The organism is Pseudomonas sp. S2_C03, from assembly GCF_054668405.1.
On the sequence record NZ_CP162766.1, the window covers coordinates 4906764 to 4922787 of the forward strand.

At 59.4% G+C, this 16024-nt stretch carries 13 protein-coding genes; 1 reads left to right on the forward strand and 12 read right to left on the reverse strand.

Going from position 1 to position 16024, the window contains the following annotated elements; translation table 11 throughout:
* Nucleotides 1–36: 36 nt before the first annotated feature.
* The 4 genes from AB4N64_RS22595 to msbA form a co-directional block, all read right to left on the reverse strand.
* Nucleotides 37–741, reverse strand: a complete 705-nt coding sequence (locus AB4N64_RS22595; RefSeq protein WP_460118670.1) for a hypothetical protein — start codon at nt 739–741, stop codon at nt 37–39.
* Nucleotides 741–1718 carry a glycosyltransferase gene (locus AB4N64_RS22600; RefSeq protein WP_460118672.1) on the reverse strand — a complete coding sequence of 326 codons (978 nt, stop codon included), beginning with the start codon at nt 1716–1718 and terminating at the stop codon, nt 741–743. The genes AB4N64_RS22595 and AB4N64_RS22600 overlap by 1 nt, the downstream gene beginning before the upstream one ends.
* A 128-nt stretch (nt 1719–1846) precedes the next feature.
* Complete coding sequence (gene hldE / locus AB4N64_RS22605; protein WP_460118674.1) at nt 1847–3268, reverse strand: bifunctional D-glycero-beta-D-manno-heptose-7-phosphate kinase/D-glycero-beta-D-manno-heptose 1-phosphate adenylyltransferase HldE; 1422 nt, start codon at nt 3266–3268, stop codon at nt 1847–1849.
* A gap of 175 nt (nt 3269–3443) precedes the next feature.
* Complete coding sequence (gene msbA / locus AB4N64_RS22610) at nt 3444–5246, reverse strand: lipid A export permease/ATP-binding protein MsbA (protein WP_460118676.1); 1803 nt, start codon at nt 5244–5246, stop codon at nt 3444–3446.
* Between the two features lie 154 nt (nt 5247–5400).
* Here msbA and AB4N64_RS22615 point away from each other — a divergent pair, with 154 nt between their 5' ends.
* Nucleotides 5401–7257: an O-antigen ligase family protein gene (locus tag AB4N64_RS22615; protein WP_460118678.1), complete on the forward strand. Its 1857-nt coding sequence runs from the start codon at nt 5401–5403 to the stop codon at nt 7255–7257.
* Nucleotides 7258–7297: 40 nt separating this feature from the next.
* Here AB4N64_RS22615 and AB4N64_RS22620 read toward each other — a convergent pair whose 3' ends face one another.
* The 8 genes from AB4N64_RS22620 to AB4N64_RS22655 form a co-directional block, all read right to left on the reverse strand.
* A complete protein-coding gene (locus tag AB4N64_RS22620; protein ID WP_460118680.1) occupies nt 7298–8182 on the reverse strand; it encodes a glycosyltransferase in 885 nt (294 codons plus the stop codon).
* Entirely contained in the window at nt 8179–9333 is a 1155-nt protein-coding gene (locus AB4N64_RS22625) for a glycosyltransferase family 4 protein (RefSeq protein ID WP_460118682.1), read from the reverse strand. Before AB4N64_RS22625 ends, AB4N64_RS22620 begins: the two co-directional genes overlap by 4 nt.
* Complete coding sequence (locus AB4N64_RS22630; protein ID WP_460118684.1) at nt 9330–10214, reverse strand: DUF6625 family protein; 885 nt, start codon at nt 10212–10214, stop codon at nt 9330–9332. Before AB4N64_RS22630 ends, AB4N64_RS22625 begins: the two co-directional genes overlap by 4 nt.
* A gap of 54 nt (nt 10215–10268) precedes the next feature.
* Nucleotides 10269–11702, reverse strand: coding sequence for a PIG-L deacetylase family protein (locus AB4N64_RS22635; protein ID WP_460118686.1), 1434 nt, complete (start codon nt 11700–11702; stop codon nt 10269–10271).
* 8 nt (nt 11703–11710) lie between these two features.
* The gene (locus tag AB4N64_RS22640; RefSeq protein ID WP_460118688.1) at nt 11711–12607 is read right to left on the reverse strand and encodes an antimicrobial resistance protein Mig-14; all 897 of its coding nucleotides are present in this window, start codon (nt 12605–12607) and stop codon (nt 11711–11713) included.
* Nucleotides 12607–13737, reverse strand: coding sequence for a glycosyltransferase (locus tag AB4N64_RS22645; RefSeq protein WP_460118690.1), 1131 nt, complete (start codon nt 13735–13737; stop codon nt 12607–12609). The genes AB4N64_RS22640 and AB4N64_RS22645 overlap by 1 nt, the downstream gene beginning before the upstream one ends.
* Nucleotides 13721–15478 (reverse strand): carbamoyltransferase family protein, encoded by a 1758-nt coding sequence (locus AB4N64_RS22650; protein ID WP_460118692.1) that lies wholly within the window; start codon nt 15476–15478, stop codon nt 13721–13723. The genes AB4N64_RS22645 and AB4N64_RS22650 overlap by 17 nt, the downstream gene beginning before the upstream one ends.
* Before the next feature lie 152 nt (nt 15479–15630).
* Nucleotides 15631–15966: a YceK/YidQ family lipoprotein gene (locus AB4N64_RS22655; RefSeq protein WP_460118694.1), complete on the reverse strand. Its 336-nt coding sequence runs from the start codon at nt 15964–15966 to the stop codon at nt 15631–15633.
* Nucleotides 15967–16024: the final 58 nt, after the last annotated feature.

Below are 16024 nucleotides of genomic sequence, written 5' to 3' on the forward strand. Positions count from 1 at the left end.
TTTGATCTTGTTACCCGGCAGGCAATCGTCCCGCAGTCACCTTCGACTGAACAGTTTCCGCCACCACCGGCGAGGCCGCAGCGGTATCGCCGTCACATCCGACCGCTGCAACCAGTCGCGCTCATAATCCCAGGCATGCCCGCCCCAACGTTTGCCCGCCTCATTGGAAAAGCCCAGGGTCACGAGTTGAAAGTCGTAACCCGCCTGGGCGCGCAACCAATCCAGCAATACCAGCACATTGAAGCCAGTGGTCGGTCCGACGTAACGCTTGCCGTCCGGACGATCGACGGGGTAGTTCCACAAGGCCGGCAACGGAATCCGCTCCCAAAAGAGGGCCACCCCAGGCAATGGGCACATCTGCCCCGTGCACCCGACCAGCAGGGTGAAACAACGCGCATCAGGGTGATCCAGGATTCGTTGCACCCCTGGCCCATAAGGAAGGCCGAAAAAATAGGCGTCCGGTGCGTTGAACCCGTGTACGAACAGATTGACGCTGCGTGGCGTAAGCAGCGTCGCCAGGACACATTTGTTGAAGCTGACGACGACATCGTCAGCGCCGATGTCCAATGCCTGGAAATCGTCCTGGCTGATGGCGGGATTGTTGGCCAATAGCACCACCCGAGCCGCTTTGCGCAGACACTCCTGGAGCGCCTGAGGCAACCCATCGGGAATGGACTGGTGCCCACCGGGCAGAGCATCCAGCGCCATGTGGTCATCGTGTGGCGGTTGGCTGTCGGCCATCACTGCAACGGGACCTGCATACCGTAACGCACCTTGACCCATAAACGCGTGAATGCCGACGGAGGCTGCCAAGGGCGCATTTCACGCTGGATTTCGGTCGCGAGCGTACGGCCCACCCGAGCGAAGGAATACCGGCTTTCGGCAAATGCCTGTCCGTTACTGGCAATCCGCGCCGTCAGTTCCGGGTCACTTTGCAGCAACCTGAGTTTTTCCACCGCTTCCTCTTCGGAGCGGTAGAACACCGTGTTGTGCATATCCTCAAAGCCGAGCAATTGGTCTTCTTCGCCCTGGCTCCATGCCAGCAGAACACACCCGCAAGCCATCGCTTCGAAGTTCTTGATCATGAATTCGTTCATGCCGATGTCGGCACTCACGAAGATCCTGATGCGATTGAGCATTTCCAGGTATTCAGCACCCGACTTGGTGCGGGTCACCAACATGCCGGTGCGCCGGGCGAGTACTTCAAGCAGTGCCTTGCGCTGGGAATACTCGGTACTTTTCAGGCTGCCCAGGAAGCCTGCGGGGATATCCCGCACACTTCCCGTGTTATGCAACATCTGTTCGTCATATCCCTTTGAAACGAACACGGCATCAATATTCTCCGACTGCATCCGACGCGCCACTACCGCGCCGGACACCAGCGCACGCGAACTGGGCAGACGGCTGTACAGGCGCGAGTAAACCCTTTGATATTTACTCTCGGGCATGTAGTTCTGATAAGCATCGTGCTCAAGAAATATCAGGCCGGGAATGCACTTCAACACCCTGAGTTGTGGGACCAGGCGCTTGACCCTGGAGAAGATGACAACCCGGTCAAACGTCTGATAATTGACAGACGCGAGAAACGGCCCCAGGTTCATTTGCTGTTTTTTGCTCAGGCGATAGATCACGCACTCGTCGCAGTTCTGCTGCACGATTTCATACAGGCGATCCAGAATGACGCGCTGCTCGTCCATCACCAGAAGCATGACTTTCATCAATCTTTTACCACTGAAAAAAAGCAAGCAAAAGCATTGAGACATTCCCCGCGGACTTCATCGGTGCGGTCAGCCCCCACAATTAAACCCGCTCATGCTCAGACAGGAACGGGAACTTTTAATCTTGTTCAACGGCTGCGGATCTTCTCGACAATCGCCGTTGTCGAGCTGTTTTCCACCAACCCCAGTACCTTTACCGCTCCCCCATAGGCCGTCACGATGTCCGCGCCGACCACCTGGTCGATGCCGTAATCGCCGCCCTTGACCAGCACGTCCGGCTTGACCTCGCGCAGCAGATTTTCCGGAGTACCCTCAGAAAAGCTGATCACCCAGTCTACCGCACCGAGCCCCGCCAGCACCGCCATGCGCCGGTCGACGCTATTGATCGGCCGCCCCGGACCTTTCAGGCGACTGACCGACGCATCGTCGTTTACGGCAACGATCAGGCGATCACCCTGTGCCCGTGCCTGCTCAAGGTAGGTCACGTGCCCCGCATGCAGGATATCGAAGCAACCGTTGGTAAAGACGATCTTCTCCTTGTGAGCGCGAGCGTCGTCAACCGCCAGTCGCAGTTGCTCGAGGCCGAGCACACCGCGCTCGGAACCTTCCTCACGCTGAATGGCCCGACGCAGTTCCGGAGCACTGATGGCCGCCGTACCGAGCTTGCCGACGACGATGCCTGCCGCCAGGTTGGCCAACGCCACCGCGTGGGGCAGTTCTTCACCGGCCGCAATCGCCGCCGCCAAAGTGGAGATCACCGTATCGCCGGCACCTGTCACGTCGAACACTTCCCGCGCGCGCGCCGGCAGGTGCAGCGCCGGATGATCCGGGCGCAACAGGGTCATGCCATGTTCGCCCCGGGTCACGAGCAGAGCACCCAGCTCGAGGTCATGCATCAACTGAGCGCCTTTATTCACCAAGTCGTGCTCATCGACGCAACGGCCGACGATCGCTTCGAATTCGCTGAGGTTGGGGGTAATCAGGCTGGCGCCACGGTAGATCGAGAAATCCTTGCCCTTCGGGTCGGCCAGCACCGGGATGCCACGGGCACGAGCGGCCTGGATGAGCACCTGGTGATTTTTAAGCGCGCCTTTGCCGTAGTCGGACAGCACCAGCACTTTGATGCCTTCCAGCAATTCGCCGACCTGGTCGCCCAGCGCCAGGGCGTCGGTCGCGAACGGTTCTTCGAAGTCGATGCGCAGCAATTGCTGGTGACGGCTCATGACCCGCAGTTTGACAATGGTCGGCTGATGCGCAATACGCTGGAACATCGCTCGCACGCCAGCACCCTTGAGGCTATTGGCCAGGCTGTCGGCGGCTTCGTCGTCGCCAGTCACACCGACCAGCGAGGCGGGTGCGCCCAGCGCGGCAATGTTCAAGGCAACGTTCGCAGCGCCGCCCGGGCGATCCTCGATTTGCTCGACCTTGACCACCGGAACCGGTGCCTCAGGGGAGATCCGTGAGGTCCCGCCATGCCAGTAGCGGTCGAGCATGACATCGCCGACCACCAATACTGGGGCTAGATCGAATCGCGGCATGGACAACTTCATGGAGCATTCCACATACAAAATGAACAAGGGCGGGATATTAGCACAGGGTTGGTGCGGGGCCGGCGCATGGCACGCCTCCGAGGAGCAAAAATGAAAGATCGCAGCCTGTTCAGGGTTGATGACCCCAGGCTGCGATCTTTGTGGTCACTGACCTACATGATTGACCGCGCAAGGCTCACGCGATGTTTTCTACCGGGGCATCGAGCCCCATGGCATTCAAGCGGGCGTAGTAACCATTCTGAGCCAGCAGCTCGGTGTGCGTACCCCGCTCGACGATCTGCCCCTGGTCCATGACCAGGATCAGATCGGCTTTCTCGATAGTCGACAAACGGTGAGCGATAACCAGCGTCGTTCGTCCCTTCATGACCTGATCCAGAGCAGCCTGGATGTGTCGCTCCGATTCGGTGTCCAGGGCCGAAGTGGCCTCGTCGAGAATCAGCAGCGGTGCATTCTTCAGCAATGCCCGGGCGATCGCCAGACGCTGGCGCTGGCCGCCAGACAGCAATACGCCGTTCTCACCGACCTGGGTGTCCAGGCCTTGGGGCAATTGTGCGATGAAGTCCATGGCATAGGCATCTTTCGCAGCCTTTTCGATGTCTTCACGGGGGGCGCCAGCCAGATCGCCATAGGCGATATTGTTGGCCACCGTGTCGCTGAACAGGGTGACATGCTGGGTCACCTGGGCAATGTGTCTGCGCAGGTTGAGCAACTTGTACTGCTCGACCTCGACACCATCGATCAGTATCTCGCCCTTGTCATGGTGATAGAAGCGCGGGATCAGGTTGGCCAGGGTCGACTTGCCACTGCCCGAGCGCCCCACCAGCGCGACCATTTGCCCTGGCTCGACGGAAAAACTGATGTCGTCGAGCACCTGGCGCTCGGTGCCCGGGTACGTGAAGCTCAGATGACGAACATCCAGACGACCGGTAACGGCATCACGTTCAATGGTCCCGGTATCGATTTCCGGTTCAACGTCCAGTTGCTCGAAGATACTTTCGGCACCGGCGACGCCTTTCTGAATGGTCGAACTGACTTCCGACAACTGGCGGATCGGTTTGGGTAGCAGGCCGGCCAGGGTGATATAGGCCACCATGTCACCGGCGGAAGCATCGCCCCGCAGGTACAGGACCAGGAACATCAGCACCGCCATCGCGCTATAAATCACCAACTGCAGCAGCGGCGTATAAATGGCACCGGTGCGGGTCATGCGCAGTTGCTTGTCGGTATTGCCCTGGCTCGCATTGAGGAAGCGTTTCTCTTCGTAGACTTCCCCGCCGAAACTGCGCACGACGCGATAACCCTGGATGGTTTCCGACGCCACGTGCGTGACATCGCCCATGGCGGCCTGGATCTTCTTGCTCTGCTTGCGGAATTTCTTGCTCGCGTTGCCCACCATGAACGCAATCAGTGGCAGGATCGCGACCATCACCAGGGTCAACTTCCAGTTCATGTACAGCAACGAGGCAAACAGGAAGATAACCGTCATACCCTCACGGATTACGACCTTGATCGCATCTGTTGCCGCCCCTGTAACCATTGTTACGTTAAAGGTGATGCGGGAAATCAGGTGACCCGAGTTATGCTTGTCGAAATATCGGTTCGGCAGCACCAACAGGTTATTGAACAACTGCACACGCAGGTCGTGCACCAACCCAAGCGAAACCTTGGCCAGGAAGTAGTTGCCCAGATAAGATCCCAACCCCTGCCAGGCGGCGATCAGGATGATCAGCAACGGCACGGCTTGCAGCAGTTGAAGGTCGCGCAGGTAAGGCACGCTGGGAAACAGCACCGCCTCGGGATTGGACAGGCCATCGACGAAATACTTGAGGATGTACCCGAGCATTGGCTGCGTCGAGGCGAAAATCAGAAAACCGACGATGCTGATCAGGAACAGGCTGATGTAGGGCCGGACGTAACCCAGCAGGCGGAAATAGATTTTCAAGCTCGAAGGGCTTGCGGAGAGACTGGAGTCGGTCATATCACGCGAATGTCGATAAAAAGGACGCTGACTTTAGCACAGCTTCCTCAGGGTTCTGGCAATCGCATAAAGGCTGTTATTGTTAGACGACGCAAACAGTATCATAAGGCCACCATCGGATTGGCCGATCAACTTCAGGATTGAATTTTCCAACATGCAACTCAGTGGTTTGAGCAGTACCCCCAATCGAGTCTTCGACTTCATCTGCCTCTGGATTCTTCCTGCGGGCTATTTTCTGCTTTTGTGCTCGATGTTTTTCTTGCCGGATCGCAGCCTGCTTCACAAGCTCTACTACGGGTTGTTCAGCATCCCGACATTGATTGCGTTGTGCATGCGTCCGCGCGAGCTAAGGGAACTGCTGCGCGATCCGATCTTTATCGCGGTGTTGCTGTTTGCCGCCTGGGCGTTGATCAGCCTTGCCTGGAGCCCTGGCGATGACGGGTTCTCCGGCAAACTCAAGCCGCCCCTGCATTTGCTGATGTTGTTTGCAGGCTGCTACCTGTTGATTCGCCATCGCAGCGAAGTCATCCAACCGCTGCTGTTCAGTGCCGCGATCGTCGCGCTGGTCGCGACAATCTGCTACCTGTACGCGTTTGTCGGGATTTACGCACCGGGTTTGCGCATGATTGGCGGAGGTGCGTTCGATAACCCGCTGTTGAGCTCGCACCTGTTCGCCTTCTTCTGCGCCTACTGGCTCAGCTTGAGCATGACGTGTAGACGCCCACAGATACTCTGGCTGAGTATCCCCGCCATGGCAGTCATGTTCGCGGCGGTCATCGCGACCGGCTCCCGTACCCCCTTGGTCGGCCTGACGCTGGCGGCATTGTGGCTGAGCTTCATCTGCTGGAACCGTCGCTCGATCCTGCTGCTGGGTCTCATGGGCGTCGGGGGTGCGGCAGTGCTGGTGCTTTTCTCGAGCATGATCCTTGATCGAGGCAATTCCTACCGTTTCGAAATCTGGCAGTTCGTCCTGCACAAAATCGCCGAACGGCCATGGCTTGGCCATGGCTACGATGCCAGCCTGGAGGTCGATGTCGGCGTGGGATATACGCTGGCAGAGCCGCACAACTTCGCCCTCGGCGTGCTGTACTACGTCGGTATCATCGGACTCATCCCCTGGTTGTTCATTCAAGCCTGGGCATTGCTGAGCAGTTGGCGCCAACGCTTGCAACCACTGCTCATCATCGCGTCGACCTGGTTGGTGTTCGGTATCGGCGGCGGCCTCACCGAAGGCGGCGGAATTCTTTCCCGGCCCAAGGAGCATTGGTTTCTGCTATGGATACCCTTGGCACTGATTGCCGCCTTGAGCATCAACCAGCGTGCGGGGCGCCTGCTGACGATGTCCGTGAAGCGCCTGACCCAGCCAGCCCTGGAAGCGATGAGCGCCGACGCCCGGATTATCGAAGAAGATGGCTTGGGGCCAAAAGTGCTGCGCCTGGTCGATGGCAGTTTCCTGAAGTTGTTCCGGCCGCGTCGCTGGTACACCTCGGGCAGCTTCAATGCCTATTCCGAACGCTTTGCTGTCAACAGCGAGCGGCTGCGCAACATGGGCTTCCCGACGCCACGGATTCTGGAGCTTTATCGCCTGGAGGATGGCAGCAGTGCCGTGCATTACACGCCCCTGCCGGGTCACACCCTGCGCCAGGTACTCCAAGGAATCACAGCACCGGAAGTGCGTCAGGCGCTGGTGGAGCGCTTTGGCAAGTTCATGGCGCAACTCCACGAGCAAGGGGTGTACTTCCGCTCGCTGCACCTGGGTAACGTGCTGGTTCTGGAGGATGGAGAATTCGGCCTGATCGACGTCGCCGACCTGCGCATCTTCCCGTCATCACTGAGCCTGTCGCTGCGCCAGCGCAACCTGCGCCATATGCAGCGCTACACCGTCGATCGACGCTGGCTGTTCGAAGAGCATTTGCAGGCGCTGCTGCAAGGGTATGCCGTGACAGCCTCGCCGTCGGCGGTGGACACCCTGCATAAACAGGTGCTTGCGACTGCCTCATCCGCCCGATGAGACAGCCGCAGGATGAAGGCTCGCACCTGCCGGTGCGGGCTTAATCCTTCTCAAGCGGTGAAAAGTACAAGCGCCCCAGCCCACGCCAGGTCTTCTTGTTCCACGCCCTGAACGGAATCTGCGCCAGCAATTCGCGCGCCAGCGTGCGGTCGCGATTGGCCGTTTTCAGGAACATCGAACTCAGGAAGCGGTAACGCACGAACTCGTACATCGGGTGATCGCTGAACAGAGCGTAGGTGCGCAGGATATTGTCGATCATGAAGCGGTGGTTCTTGTAGGAGTTTGTGGCGTGTTTGCGATAGCGCGCCATCAGCACGTTCAAACCATCGATAAAATACCCGGCATGGGTCACTTTCAGTTCGATCAGCAAATCCTCCAGGCGAATCGTCGGATCGAAGCCACCGACTTTCTCCAGGGCCTCGCGACGGATCATGAGGGTCGGCGCCGGCGGATAAGGCTTGCGTTCGAGGAACATGTCATCGAAGTCCAGACGACGAAACGGCACATCGCGGCGCTGACGTGATTCCGGGTACGCGACCCCTTCAGCGTCCATCAGCTCGATATTCCCGGCGCAAATGCCGACCTCCGGTTTGCCGTCCATATGCGCCACCTGGATGGCGATGCGCTCGGGCAACATGATGTCATCGGAACCGAAGGGCACGATCAGACTACCCTTTGCCCGCGCAATGGCGCCGTTAAGGGTATTGGTCAGCCCCTGATTCTGTTGCACACGGAAATCGAAACCGTGTAGCGCCTGCAAGGCGTTGATCCGCTCGACGCTGTCATCACTGGAGCCATCATCGACCACCAGCAGCTCGATATTGGGGTAGGTCTGATTCAGCACACTGAGAATGCTGTCCTCGATGTAACGCCCGTGGTTGTACGACGCGATGATGACCGTGACGATGGGTTGTGCGTCGTTCATGACTGCTCCTTGCGGGCCTGGCTCAAGCCAGTGTCGATCAGATTCAGGTATTCCTGGCGGAACACCTCGATATCGTGTTGCTCCTGAAGATAGCGATAGGCCTGCTCACCTTTGGCCCTGAGATCGTCATCTGACAATGCGAGATAGCTATCCAGTGCTGCGACCAGGCTCGGCACATCTTTGGGGGTGATTGCCAGACCGCCCGCCCCCTGGATCAGGGGCAGCATCGCGGGCACGTTCGAGGCGATGACCGGAAGGTGCCCGCTCATACCTTCGAGCAGCGCCAACCCGAGCCCCTCGGCCAGCGAGGGCATTGTCCAGATATCGAAGGCGCGAACATACTGCAGGGCGTTTTCCTTGAAACCCAGCAAATGCGCACGTCCGGTCAGCCCCAGACGCTCGATCTCGGCCGCCAGGCGCGACTCTTCGCGACCTGCGCCAATGATCGCCAGCTGGGTGTCGGGGTATTTGTCCTTGAGTGCCGCGAACGCTTGTAAAAGGTAGGTGTGCCCTTTGACCGGCACCAGCCGACCCAGCGCACCGATCAAGCGTACCGAAGGATCGATGCCGAGCATTTCCCGGGCACGCTCGCGGCTGTGCTGCAAACCTTCAGCCTGGTCGATGTCGATCGCATTGGTAATGGCCCAGGTGTTCTGGTCAGTGAAACCGCAGTCGCAGTCCAACAGGTACTGCTTGACTGCCGGCGACACTCCGACGAAACGCCAGTGATGATCGATCAGGCGCTGGGTCTGGCGACGCCGGTAAAACCGGTCGTACTCGCCAAAACCGTGGGAGATGCCGATGCACAGCGGCACCTTCAGCCAGCGGTTGAGCGCCAGCATCATGTTCACCGGCTTGAAACGGTTGCAGATCACCACATCGAATTTTTCTTTGCGGCAAAACTGGTACAGCCGCCACATGGCACGTATGCGCATGCCCTTGAGCGACTTGTCGGAAAACTCGAAGTACACCGAGTGTGCAGCACGACTCACCGCCTCACCCGGTCCGGGCTTGCCCCGCAGGAAGGCCGCGGTCACTTCATAGCGATCGCCCGGCAAAGCCTTGACGATCTGTTCGGCCAGGTCGGCGAAATCATGGGCTTTGACGTTGTAGTCAGGCTGCAACTGCAGCACTTTCAACCGTTGACTCATAACGCGCCCCGGTGAAAGCCGGTTTCGTCGATTATCCAGGCAGGTTCGGCGGCCAGGCGCTTGATCTCTGCCGGATCCGGTTCTGGTAACTGCGGCCATTCGTTGCGCTTCCAGCAGACGAAATGGAAGTACGGAAACTGACGCTCGCCATCGCGATCGTTGGTCAACGTGCCGTTACGCCAGAACCACCGGTGCGGGAAGTTTTCCGTCCCGTCGTGCCACTTGATGCAACCGCCCGGCGTACTGAAAGCCTCGGTGAACTCGCTTCGGCGGCGCCACGGGTTGAACTTGCCCACCAACTTGAACAAGGGTTCCGGGAAATTCTTGCGCCAGAGGAAAATCCGGCTGAAAGCACCTTCGTCCAGGGCGTGGTGCTTCTGGTCAGTAAATCGCGCCTGCCAATCCTCGATCTGCCTGAACAACTGACGTTTTCGCTCGGAATTTCGGATCAGGCACAGATGCCCCGCCACTCGCCGCTCGTGGGTCGAATACAGGTCATAGGAAGCGAGCCGATCCGCCGTGAAGTAACTGCGCAGATCGCCGTACACCAGGTCGATATCGCCAAATGCCCAGAAATCATAACCTTCCAGGCGATCGGCATGGATCAGCCCAAACGCCGGGCGGATGTCACACAACTTGTAGGCCTGGGTCGGTGCAAAATCGATTTCCAGGCGCTGGGACACCAGGCCGCAGTAATCGCTGAATGTCATGCACTCGATGGTGACGTTGGGCGGCAGGTTGTCAGGAACCCCGCAGTCACTGAAGAACAGCCAGTCGATATCAGGATTGCGTCGGCAGCTCTCCAGGAAAAACGGCATCCAGAAAGGCCAGCGCCCGAAATAGGGCATCAGGAACAAAATACGCGGGCATGGATTGATCACGGAAAACTCACTGTAAATACTGGGAACACTGCCTTTTACAGGCAGGGTTGTAGTTCAATTCTGGGGCCCGGATGGCTCGCCATGCTTCAGAAGCCAGAGCAGCTCGTGGCGCCGGACCGCCTTGCGAAAGAACTCATTCTCTCCATAGGTGGGCGGCACTCTACTGGCCAGTAATCGCTGTATCAACCGCCTCAGGCGGCGCTTGAACGGCATGCGTGGCTGCAGGTCGTGCATCATTGCCAGCGCCATGGCTTTATCACGCTGAAGTGGAACGGGCACTGGCAGGCAATAAGGCTGCATCACGATCGCCGAATCGAACACCGGCGGCAATGCGATGCCGTGACCGGTATCTCCCATGGGCCAACGGTCATTGTCGTGCAGGTGGTTGGCATAACCGAGCAATGTCGTCGGCTGCCATTGCAGGCCGTGCAGGGCCTCGAGCACCGCCTGCTGAGCACAAATGTGATCAGGGTGCGGATCGAGTGTCGGGTGTGGCAGCACGATCACTTCCGGCCGTGCCCGCAACAGCAACTCGCGCAGGTCGGCCACGAGATTGTTCCACGTCGGTGCGCCATCGGCATCGCCCGGCAGAGCGAAGGGGTTCAACTGACGGAACAACCGGGTGTCGTGCATCTGTGCTTCGCGCGACCCCATCGGCTGCGACGGGGCATCTCGCATGGCCGCCAGTTGCAGGCAGAAATAGCCCAGCTGTACGCAATGTTCCTGGGGTACACCCGCCCAGCGCGGCACGGCGATGCTGTCCCAGGCGCGCAGTCGCCCCTTGAGCCGCGCGGCTTCAACCGGATCCAGGCCCATCTGTTGATAATGTTGTGCTTCGATTTCGCCTGCGGTCAGGGTCACGATCCAGGCTTCGTCGGCCTGGCTGTACAAACCATAAGCCGCCAGTTCGGCGTCATCGGCATGAGGGGCGATGACCATCACCCGGTGACGACGGTAGTCCGGTTGTTCGAAGGCCCAGAGCACCGGCTCGCCAGACACCCGGCAAAAGCGCCCGCGCAGGCGCAGGTCACCCCGGGACAGCACCTGCGCCTGACCACTCAGGTTGAGGTAGCGCAGCCCATTCGCACCCCGCTCGAACGTCTGCCAATCGGCGTGATCGCCACCGGACAACTCCACGGCCGGGTCGAAAAAGCGCCCCAGCCAGCTGCTTTTGATTTGCACTGCCAGGATCAGGGTCGCGTCATCGACCAGCATGACTCCATCATCCAGGCGCAGACGCTCACCGTCCAGGTGAACCCTGGGTTGCGGCGTGTAAGGCGGGAAGCTGTAGGCGTAATCGTCCCTGGGCGAGTAGAACAGATGGTCGGCAAACCAGGCCTCGTGTGCGATCCAGCTCACTATCGCCAGCACCAGCGGTAGCCACCAGGCCACCAGCACACCGATTGCAATCAGCAGCACCAGGGCAATCAGCAGGCCGATGCGTTTGTTGCGCCGGTGAAGCTTGAGCAGTTGTTGTTTGCGACTCATGGGCGCACTCATACGGTAAAGACCGGCACAGGATTACACCAGCGGTCCTTGTATTCACGGTCCGCACGACCAAAGGAAAAGCGCAGAGGCTTGTCCAGCGCCCGAGCGTGCTCCCAGGCACTCTGGGTATTGAGGAAGCTCAAGACGCTACCGGGGCTGAACTCACGGGTCTGCGGGTCGACGCCGCCGTTGATGTACTCGACACTGATCCATTGCGGCGCTTCAACGCGATACACCAATTGAATGGCAATGGGTGCATCGTTAAGGAAAATCACCGAGCCGATCAGCAGCTCACGCAATAACTCGACCACCTCGGCCATGCGCTCAGCGCCAGTCGCCGGGAATCCCCAGCGGCGCAGGAACAGATCACAGTAGATGGCAGCCAGCTCGGCGCTGGAAAACTCGCTGACCGGACGCACCACACCACCCGCCTCCTCCAGCAAACGTAACTCGCGCCGCTGGTTGTAGCGAAACTTCTTGGACAGTTCTTCAGGCGTGCGCGCCATGGCCAACTGTTCGGCCTGCAGCTTGATACCGCTGAAGCGACCTTCATTCAGCGCAGACAGATAACGGGCGCGATGGCGCAGTGGTGCCTGGCTATCAACGGCAGCAGGCAGGATGATTTCGGCATTGCCGAGGTCGAACAGCCCTTTCTTGCCGTTACGCTTGAGCACGTCTTTGGACAGGGCAAGATCGCGGCCCCAAGTGGCGATGGCCGCCTGCACATCGCCGTTTGGCGCCCACGCCAGATAACGTACGGGGATGTTGGCCAACCCGGCCAGACGCTCGACCACCAGGGGGTGGGTCGCAACACTGCCGCCGTATCGTTGCCAGGCCTGCTCGTAGGTCGGGGCATCGACCACCGACCAACCACGCTCGCGCCATCCTTGAAATCGGTTGAGCATCAACCCCTCGCCGCCAGTTCCGTAACATTGGGCAGATGCCAGAATGCATCTCGCACCGCGCGGTCGGAGAATCGCTCTCGCAGGCGCTCCAGCATCAGTTCGGCGCACTGGCGCCGCTGCTGGTCATCCATCGCAGCCAGGTGTTGCAGCCCCTGGGCCAGACGTTCGGTATCACCCAACGGGAACAGAATGCCGACGCCTTCGACCACCTCCCTGGCGCCGCCGCAAGCGGTGGCCAGCAACGGCAGGCCTGCCGCCATGGCTTCGAGCAACACCATGCCAAACGGTTCGTGATCGGAGGTCAGGGCAAACACATCGAAGGCCCGGAAAAAACGCCGGGCTTCGGGCACCTGGCCAAGGAACAGCACACGATCACCGATCCCCAGCTCACGGGCCATGGCCTTGAGCTCCTGCTCCAGTCGCCCGATCCCCAGAATCACCAACTGACTGTTGGCCGGCAATCCCGGCAATGCCGCCGCAAAACCGTGCAGCAGCGTGGTCTGATCCTTGTCCGGATGCAGTCGCCCCACGTTGCCGATAATCCACGCATCCATCGACAGACCGAGGGTTTCCCGAGCCTCGCGGACGGAGACGTGATCGTCTTGGAGATCTTGTACGTTGATGCGGTTGTAGAGCGTCTGGATCCGTGCCGCCGGCCATTTCGGCAGGCAACGGCGGATGTCGTCGCGTACGGCATCGGAAACCCCGAGCAGGCTCAGGCGTTTGCGGAAGAAATTCGCGAAGAACCGACGGCCAGGGCGCTCATAGTCATCAAACGCGTGATGAACGCCAATGACTGACAACGATGTGCCCAGCAGGGCAATGTAGATCGGCTTGAATCGGTGTGCGATGCAGAAACTGAAGTTGCGCGAAGCGGCGATCTTGCGCAGATCGCAGATGGCGCCCAGCTTCAGGCCACGAATGGCCCTGGAGCTGTACTCCATGAATAACACTTCGTCCGACGCGCAGCTCGCGGCGACTTGTGCATCGGCCACCCCGGTGAGAAACACCGTGGTGACTCGATAACCGGTCCCCGCGAACAGGCTGGCATACTGCCGGGCGCAGTCCAGGAACGGACCGTCATAGCCGTGGCAGAACTGCAGCACATGGCGTTCAGCCGAGCGTGTCATAGGCGTCCGCACCCTCTTTGACCACGAGAATGTCCTCCATGATCAGATACTGTAGGTCGGAACCGAAGAACATGTTCAGGGCATCCGTCGGCGAGCAGATCATGGGCTCACCACGGCGGTTGAGCGAGGTGTTCAGCGACACGCCGTTGCCGGTCAGGTCTTCCAGCGCCTTCATCATGTCGTAGTAGCGCGGGTTGTACTCGCGCTTGAGCACCTGGGCGCGGGAAGTGCCGTCTTCGTGAACGACTTCCGGCACTCGGGTTTTCCACTCTTCAGCCACTTCGAAGGTGAAGGTCATGAACGGCGCCGGGTGATCGACCTTGATCATCTGCGGGGCAACGGTGTCGAGCATCGACGGGCAGAAAGGCCTCCAGCGCTCGCGGAACTTGATCTGGTGGTTGATACGGTCAGCCACACCCGCCACGCTCGGGCAACCGATGATGGAACGTCCGCCCAACGCGCGCGGACCGAACTCCATGCGACCCTGGAACCAGGCCACGGGGTTGCCGTCTACCATGATCTTGGCAATCTGCGCAGGCATGTTGTCGAGCTTGCGCCATTTCGGCTTGTCGGCATGACGGGCGCACGCGGCAATCACGTCTTCATTGCTGTACGACGGGCCGAGGTAGACGTGCTCCATCTTCTCGACCGGCACGCCACGGGCGTGCGACACGTAGGCGGCCGCGCCGACCGCGGTGCCGGCATCGCCGGACGCTGGCTGGACGAACAGTTCCTTGACGTCAGGGCGAGCAATGATTTTCTGGTTCAGCTTGACGTTCAACGCACAGCCACCGGCGAAGGCCAGCTTGCCGGTCTCCTTGAGCACGTCGCCCAGGTAGTGATCGATCATCTGCAGCGCGAGTTTTTCGAACAGTGCCTGCATGCTCGCAGCGTAGTGGATGTAAGGCTCGTCGGCGATGTCGCCTTCGCGCTTGGGACCCAGCCACTCGATCAATTTCGGCGAGAAGTAGAACCCCTTGCCCTTCTCTTTATAGCGACGCAGGCCGATGACGTTGGCGTAGTCGGTGTTGATCACCAACTCGCCGTTTTCGAAGGAGGCCAGGCGCGAGAAATCGTATTTGCTGGCATCGCCGTACGGCGCCATGCCCATGACCTTGAATTCGCCGTCGAGCATTTCAAAACCGAGGAACTCGGTGATCGCGCCGTACAGACCGCCGAGGGAGTCCGGATCGAAGAATTCCTTGATCTTGTGGATCTTGCCGTTTTCGCCGTATCCGAAGAAGGTCGTGGCGTACTCGCCCTTGCCGTCGATCCCCAGGATCGCGGTTTTCTCCTTGAAGCCGGAGCAGTGGTAAGCACTGGAGGCGTGAGCGAGGTGATGTTCAACCGGCTCGATCTTGATTTTCTTCGGATCGAAACCCAGTTGCTCGAGGCACCAGACGATCTTGTTGCGATAGCGTTTATAGCGACGGTTGCCCATCAGGATCGCATCGAGTGCACGATCCGGTGCATACCAGTAACGCTTGGCGTAGTGCCAGCGAGCTTTGCCGAACAGGCTGATCGGGGCGAACGGGATTGCCACCACGTCAACGTCGGAGGGCTTGATACCGGCCTGTTCAAGGCAGAATTTCGCCGACTCGTAGGGCATGCGGTTCTTTGCATGTTTATCGCGTACGAAGCGCTCTTCCTCAGCTGCCGCGACCAGCTTGCCGTCGATGTACAAGGCTGCGGAAGGATCATGGCTAAGGGCGCCGGACAGGCCAAGAATCGTCAATGCCACAGGGGTCTAGCCTCTTAAGTCTGCATGCAGGCGCAACGCGCCTCAAAATGGATGTGCCCTCGCAAGGGGCGAGAGACAGCTAAAGGGCGGGATTATAGCGTAAAAGATGGCAGGAATGACCCACCGGGTTGTCAGTGGTATACAGAGGCCCGTCATCGGGGTGTGGTTCGCCAGTAGATGCCGATGTTGCCATCGATCACCTGCCGATAAATGGTGTAGGGCAGAACGACCGTGTCACCTACTCCGGACAGCGCCAGATCCAGCAGCACAAACGAGGCGAGATAGCCGCCGGGTTCTGGCGGCGCATTCAAGACACAGAAATCATAGGACAGCCCGCTATAGATGCGCGGGATCGACGGGCAGTAGGTCTTGTGCTTCCTCAGGCCACGCGCTGCATCCTCCTCATTTTGCATAACCGTAAGTGCGGTCCCGCAGCCCGACAGCACCAGCGAGCAGATGCCAAGCGTGATAGCCATTTTGATAGTCAAATCTTGCCCTCCGAGAACATCCGGCAAGCTAGCATCGTGACCATGGGACGCCCAGTTC

What these genes read in the sequence shown, in the direction of transcription:
- AB4N64_RS22625 (WP_460118682.1), bottom strand. Translation starts at nt 9,333, where the DNA reads ATGAGTCAACGGTTGAAAGTGCTGCAGTTGCAGCCTGACTACAACGTC.
- AB4N64_RS22595 (WP_460118670.1), bottom strand. Translation starts at nt 741, where the DNA reads ATGGCCGACAGCCAACCGCCACACGATGACCACATGGCGCTGGATGCT.
- AB4N64_RS22635 (WP_460118686.1), bottom strand. Translation starts at nt 11,702, where the DNA reads ATGAGTCGCAAACAACAACTGCTCAAGCTTCACCGGCGCAACAAACGC.
- AB4N64_RS22600 (WP_460118672.1), bottom strand. Translation starts at nt 1,718, where the DNA reads ATGAAAGTCATGCTTCTGGTGATGGACGAGCAGCGCGTCATTCTGGAT.
- AB4N64_RS22615 (WP_460118678.1), top strand. Translation starts at nt 5,401, where the DNA reads ATGCAACTCAGTGGTTTGAGCAGTACCCCCAATCGAGTCTTCGACTTC.
- hldE (WP_460118674.1), bottom strand. Translation starts at nt 3,268, where the DNA reads ATGAAGTTGTCCATGCCGCGATTCGATCTAGCCCCAGTATTGGTGGTC.
- AB4N64_RS22640 (WP_460118688.1), bottom strand. Translation starts at nt 12,607, where the DNA reads ATGCTCAACCGATTTCAAGGATGGCGCGAGCGTGGTTGGTCGGTGGTC.
- msbA (WP_460118676.1), bottom strand. Translation starts at nt 5,246, where the DNA reads ATGACCGACTCCAGTCTCTCCGCAAGCCCTTCGAGCTTGAAAATCTAT.
- AB4N64_RS22645 (WP_460118690.1), bottom strand. Translation starts at nt 13,737, where the DNA reads ATGACACGCTCGGCTGAACGCCATGTGCTGCAGTTCTGCCACGGCTAT.
- AB4N64_RS22620 (WP_460118680.1), bottom strand. Translation starts at nt 8,182, where the DNA reads ATGAACGACGCACAACCCATCGTCACGGTCATCATCGCGTCGTACAAC.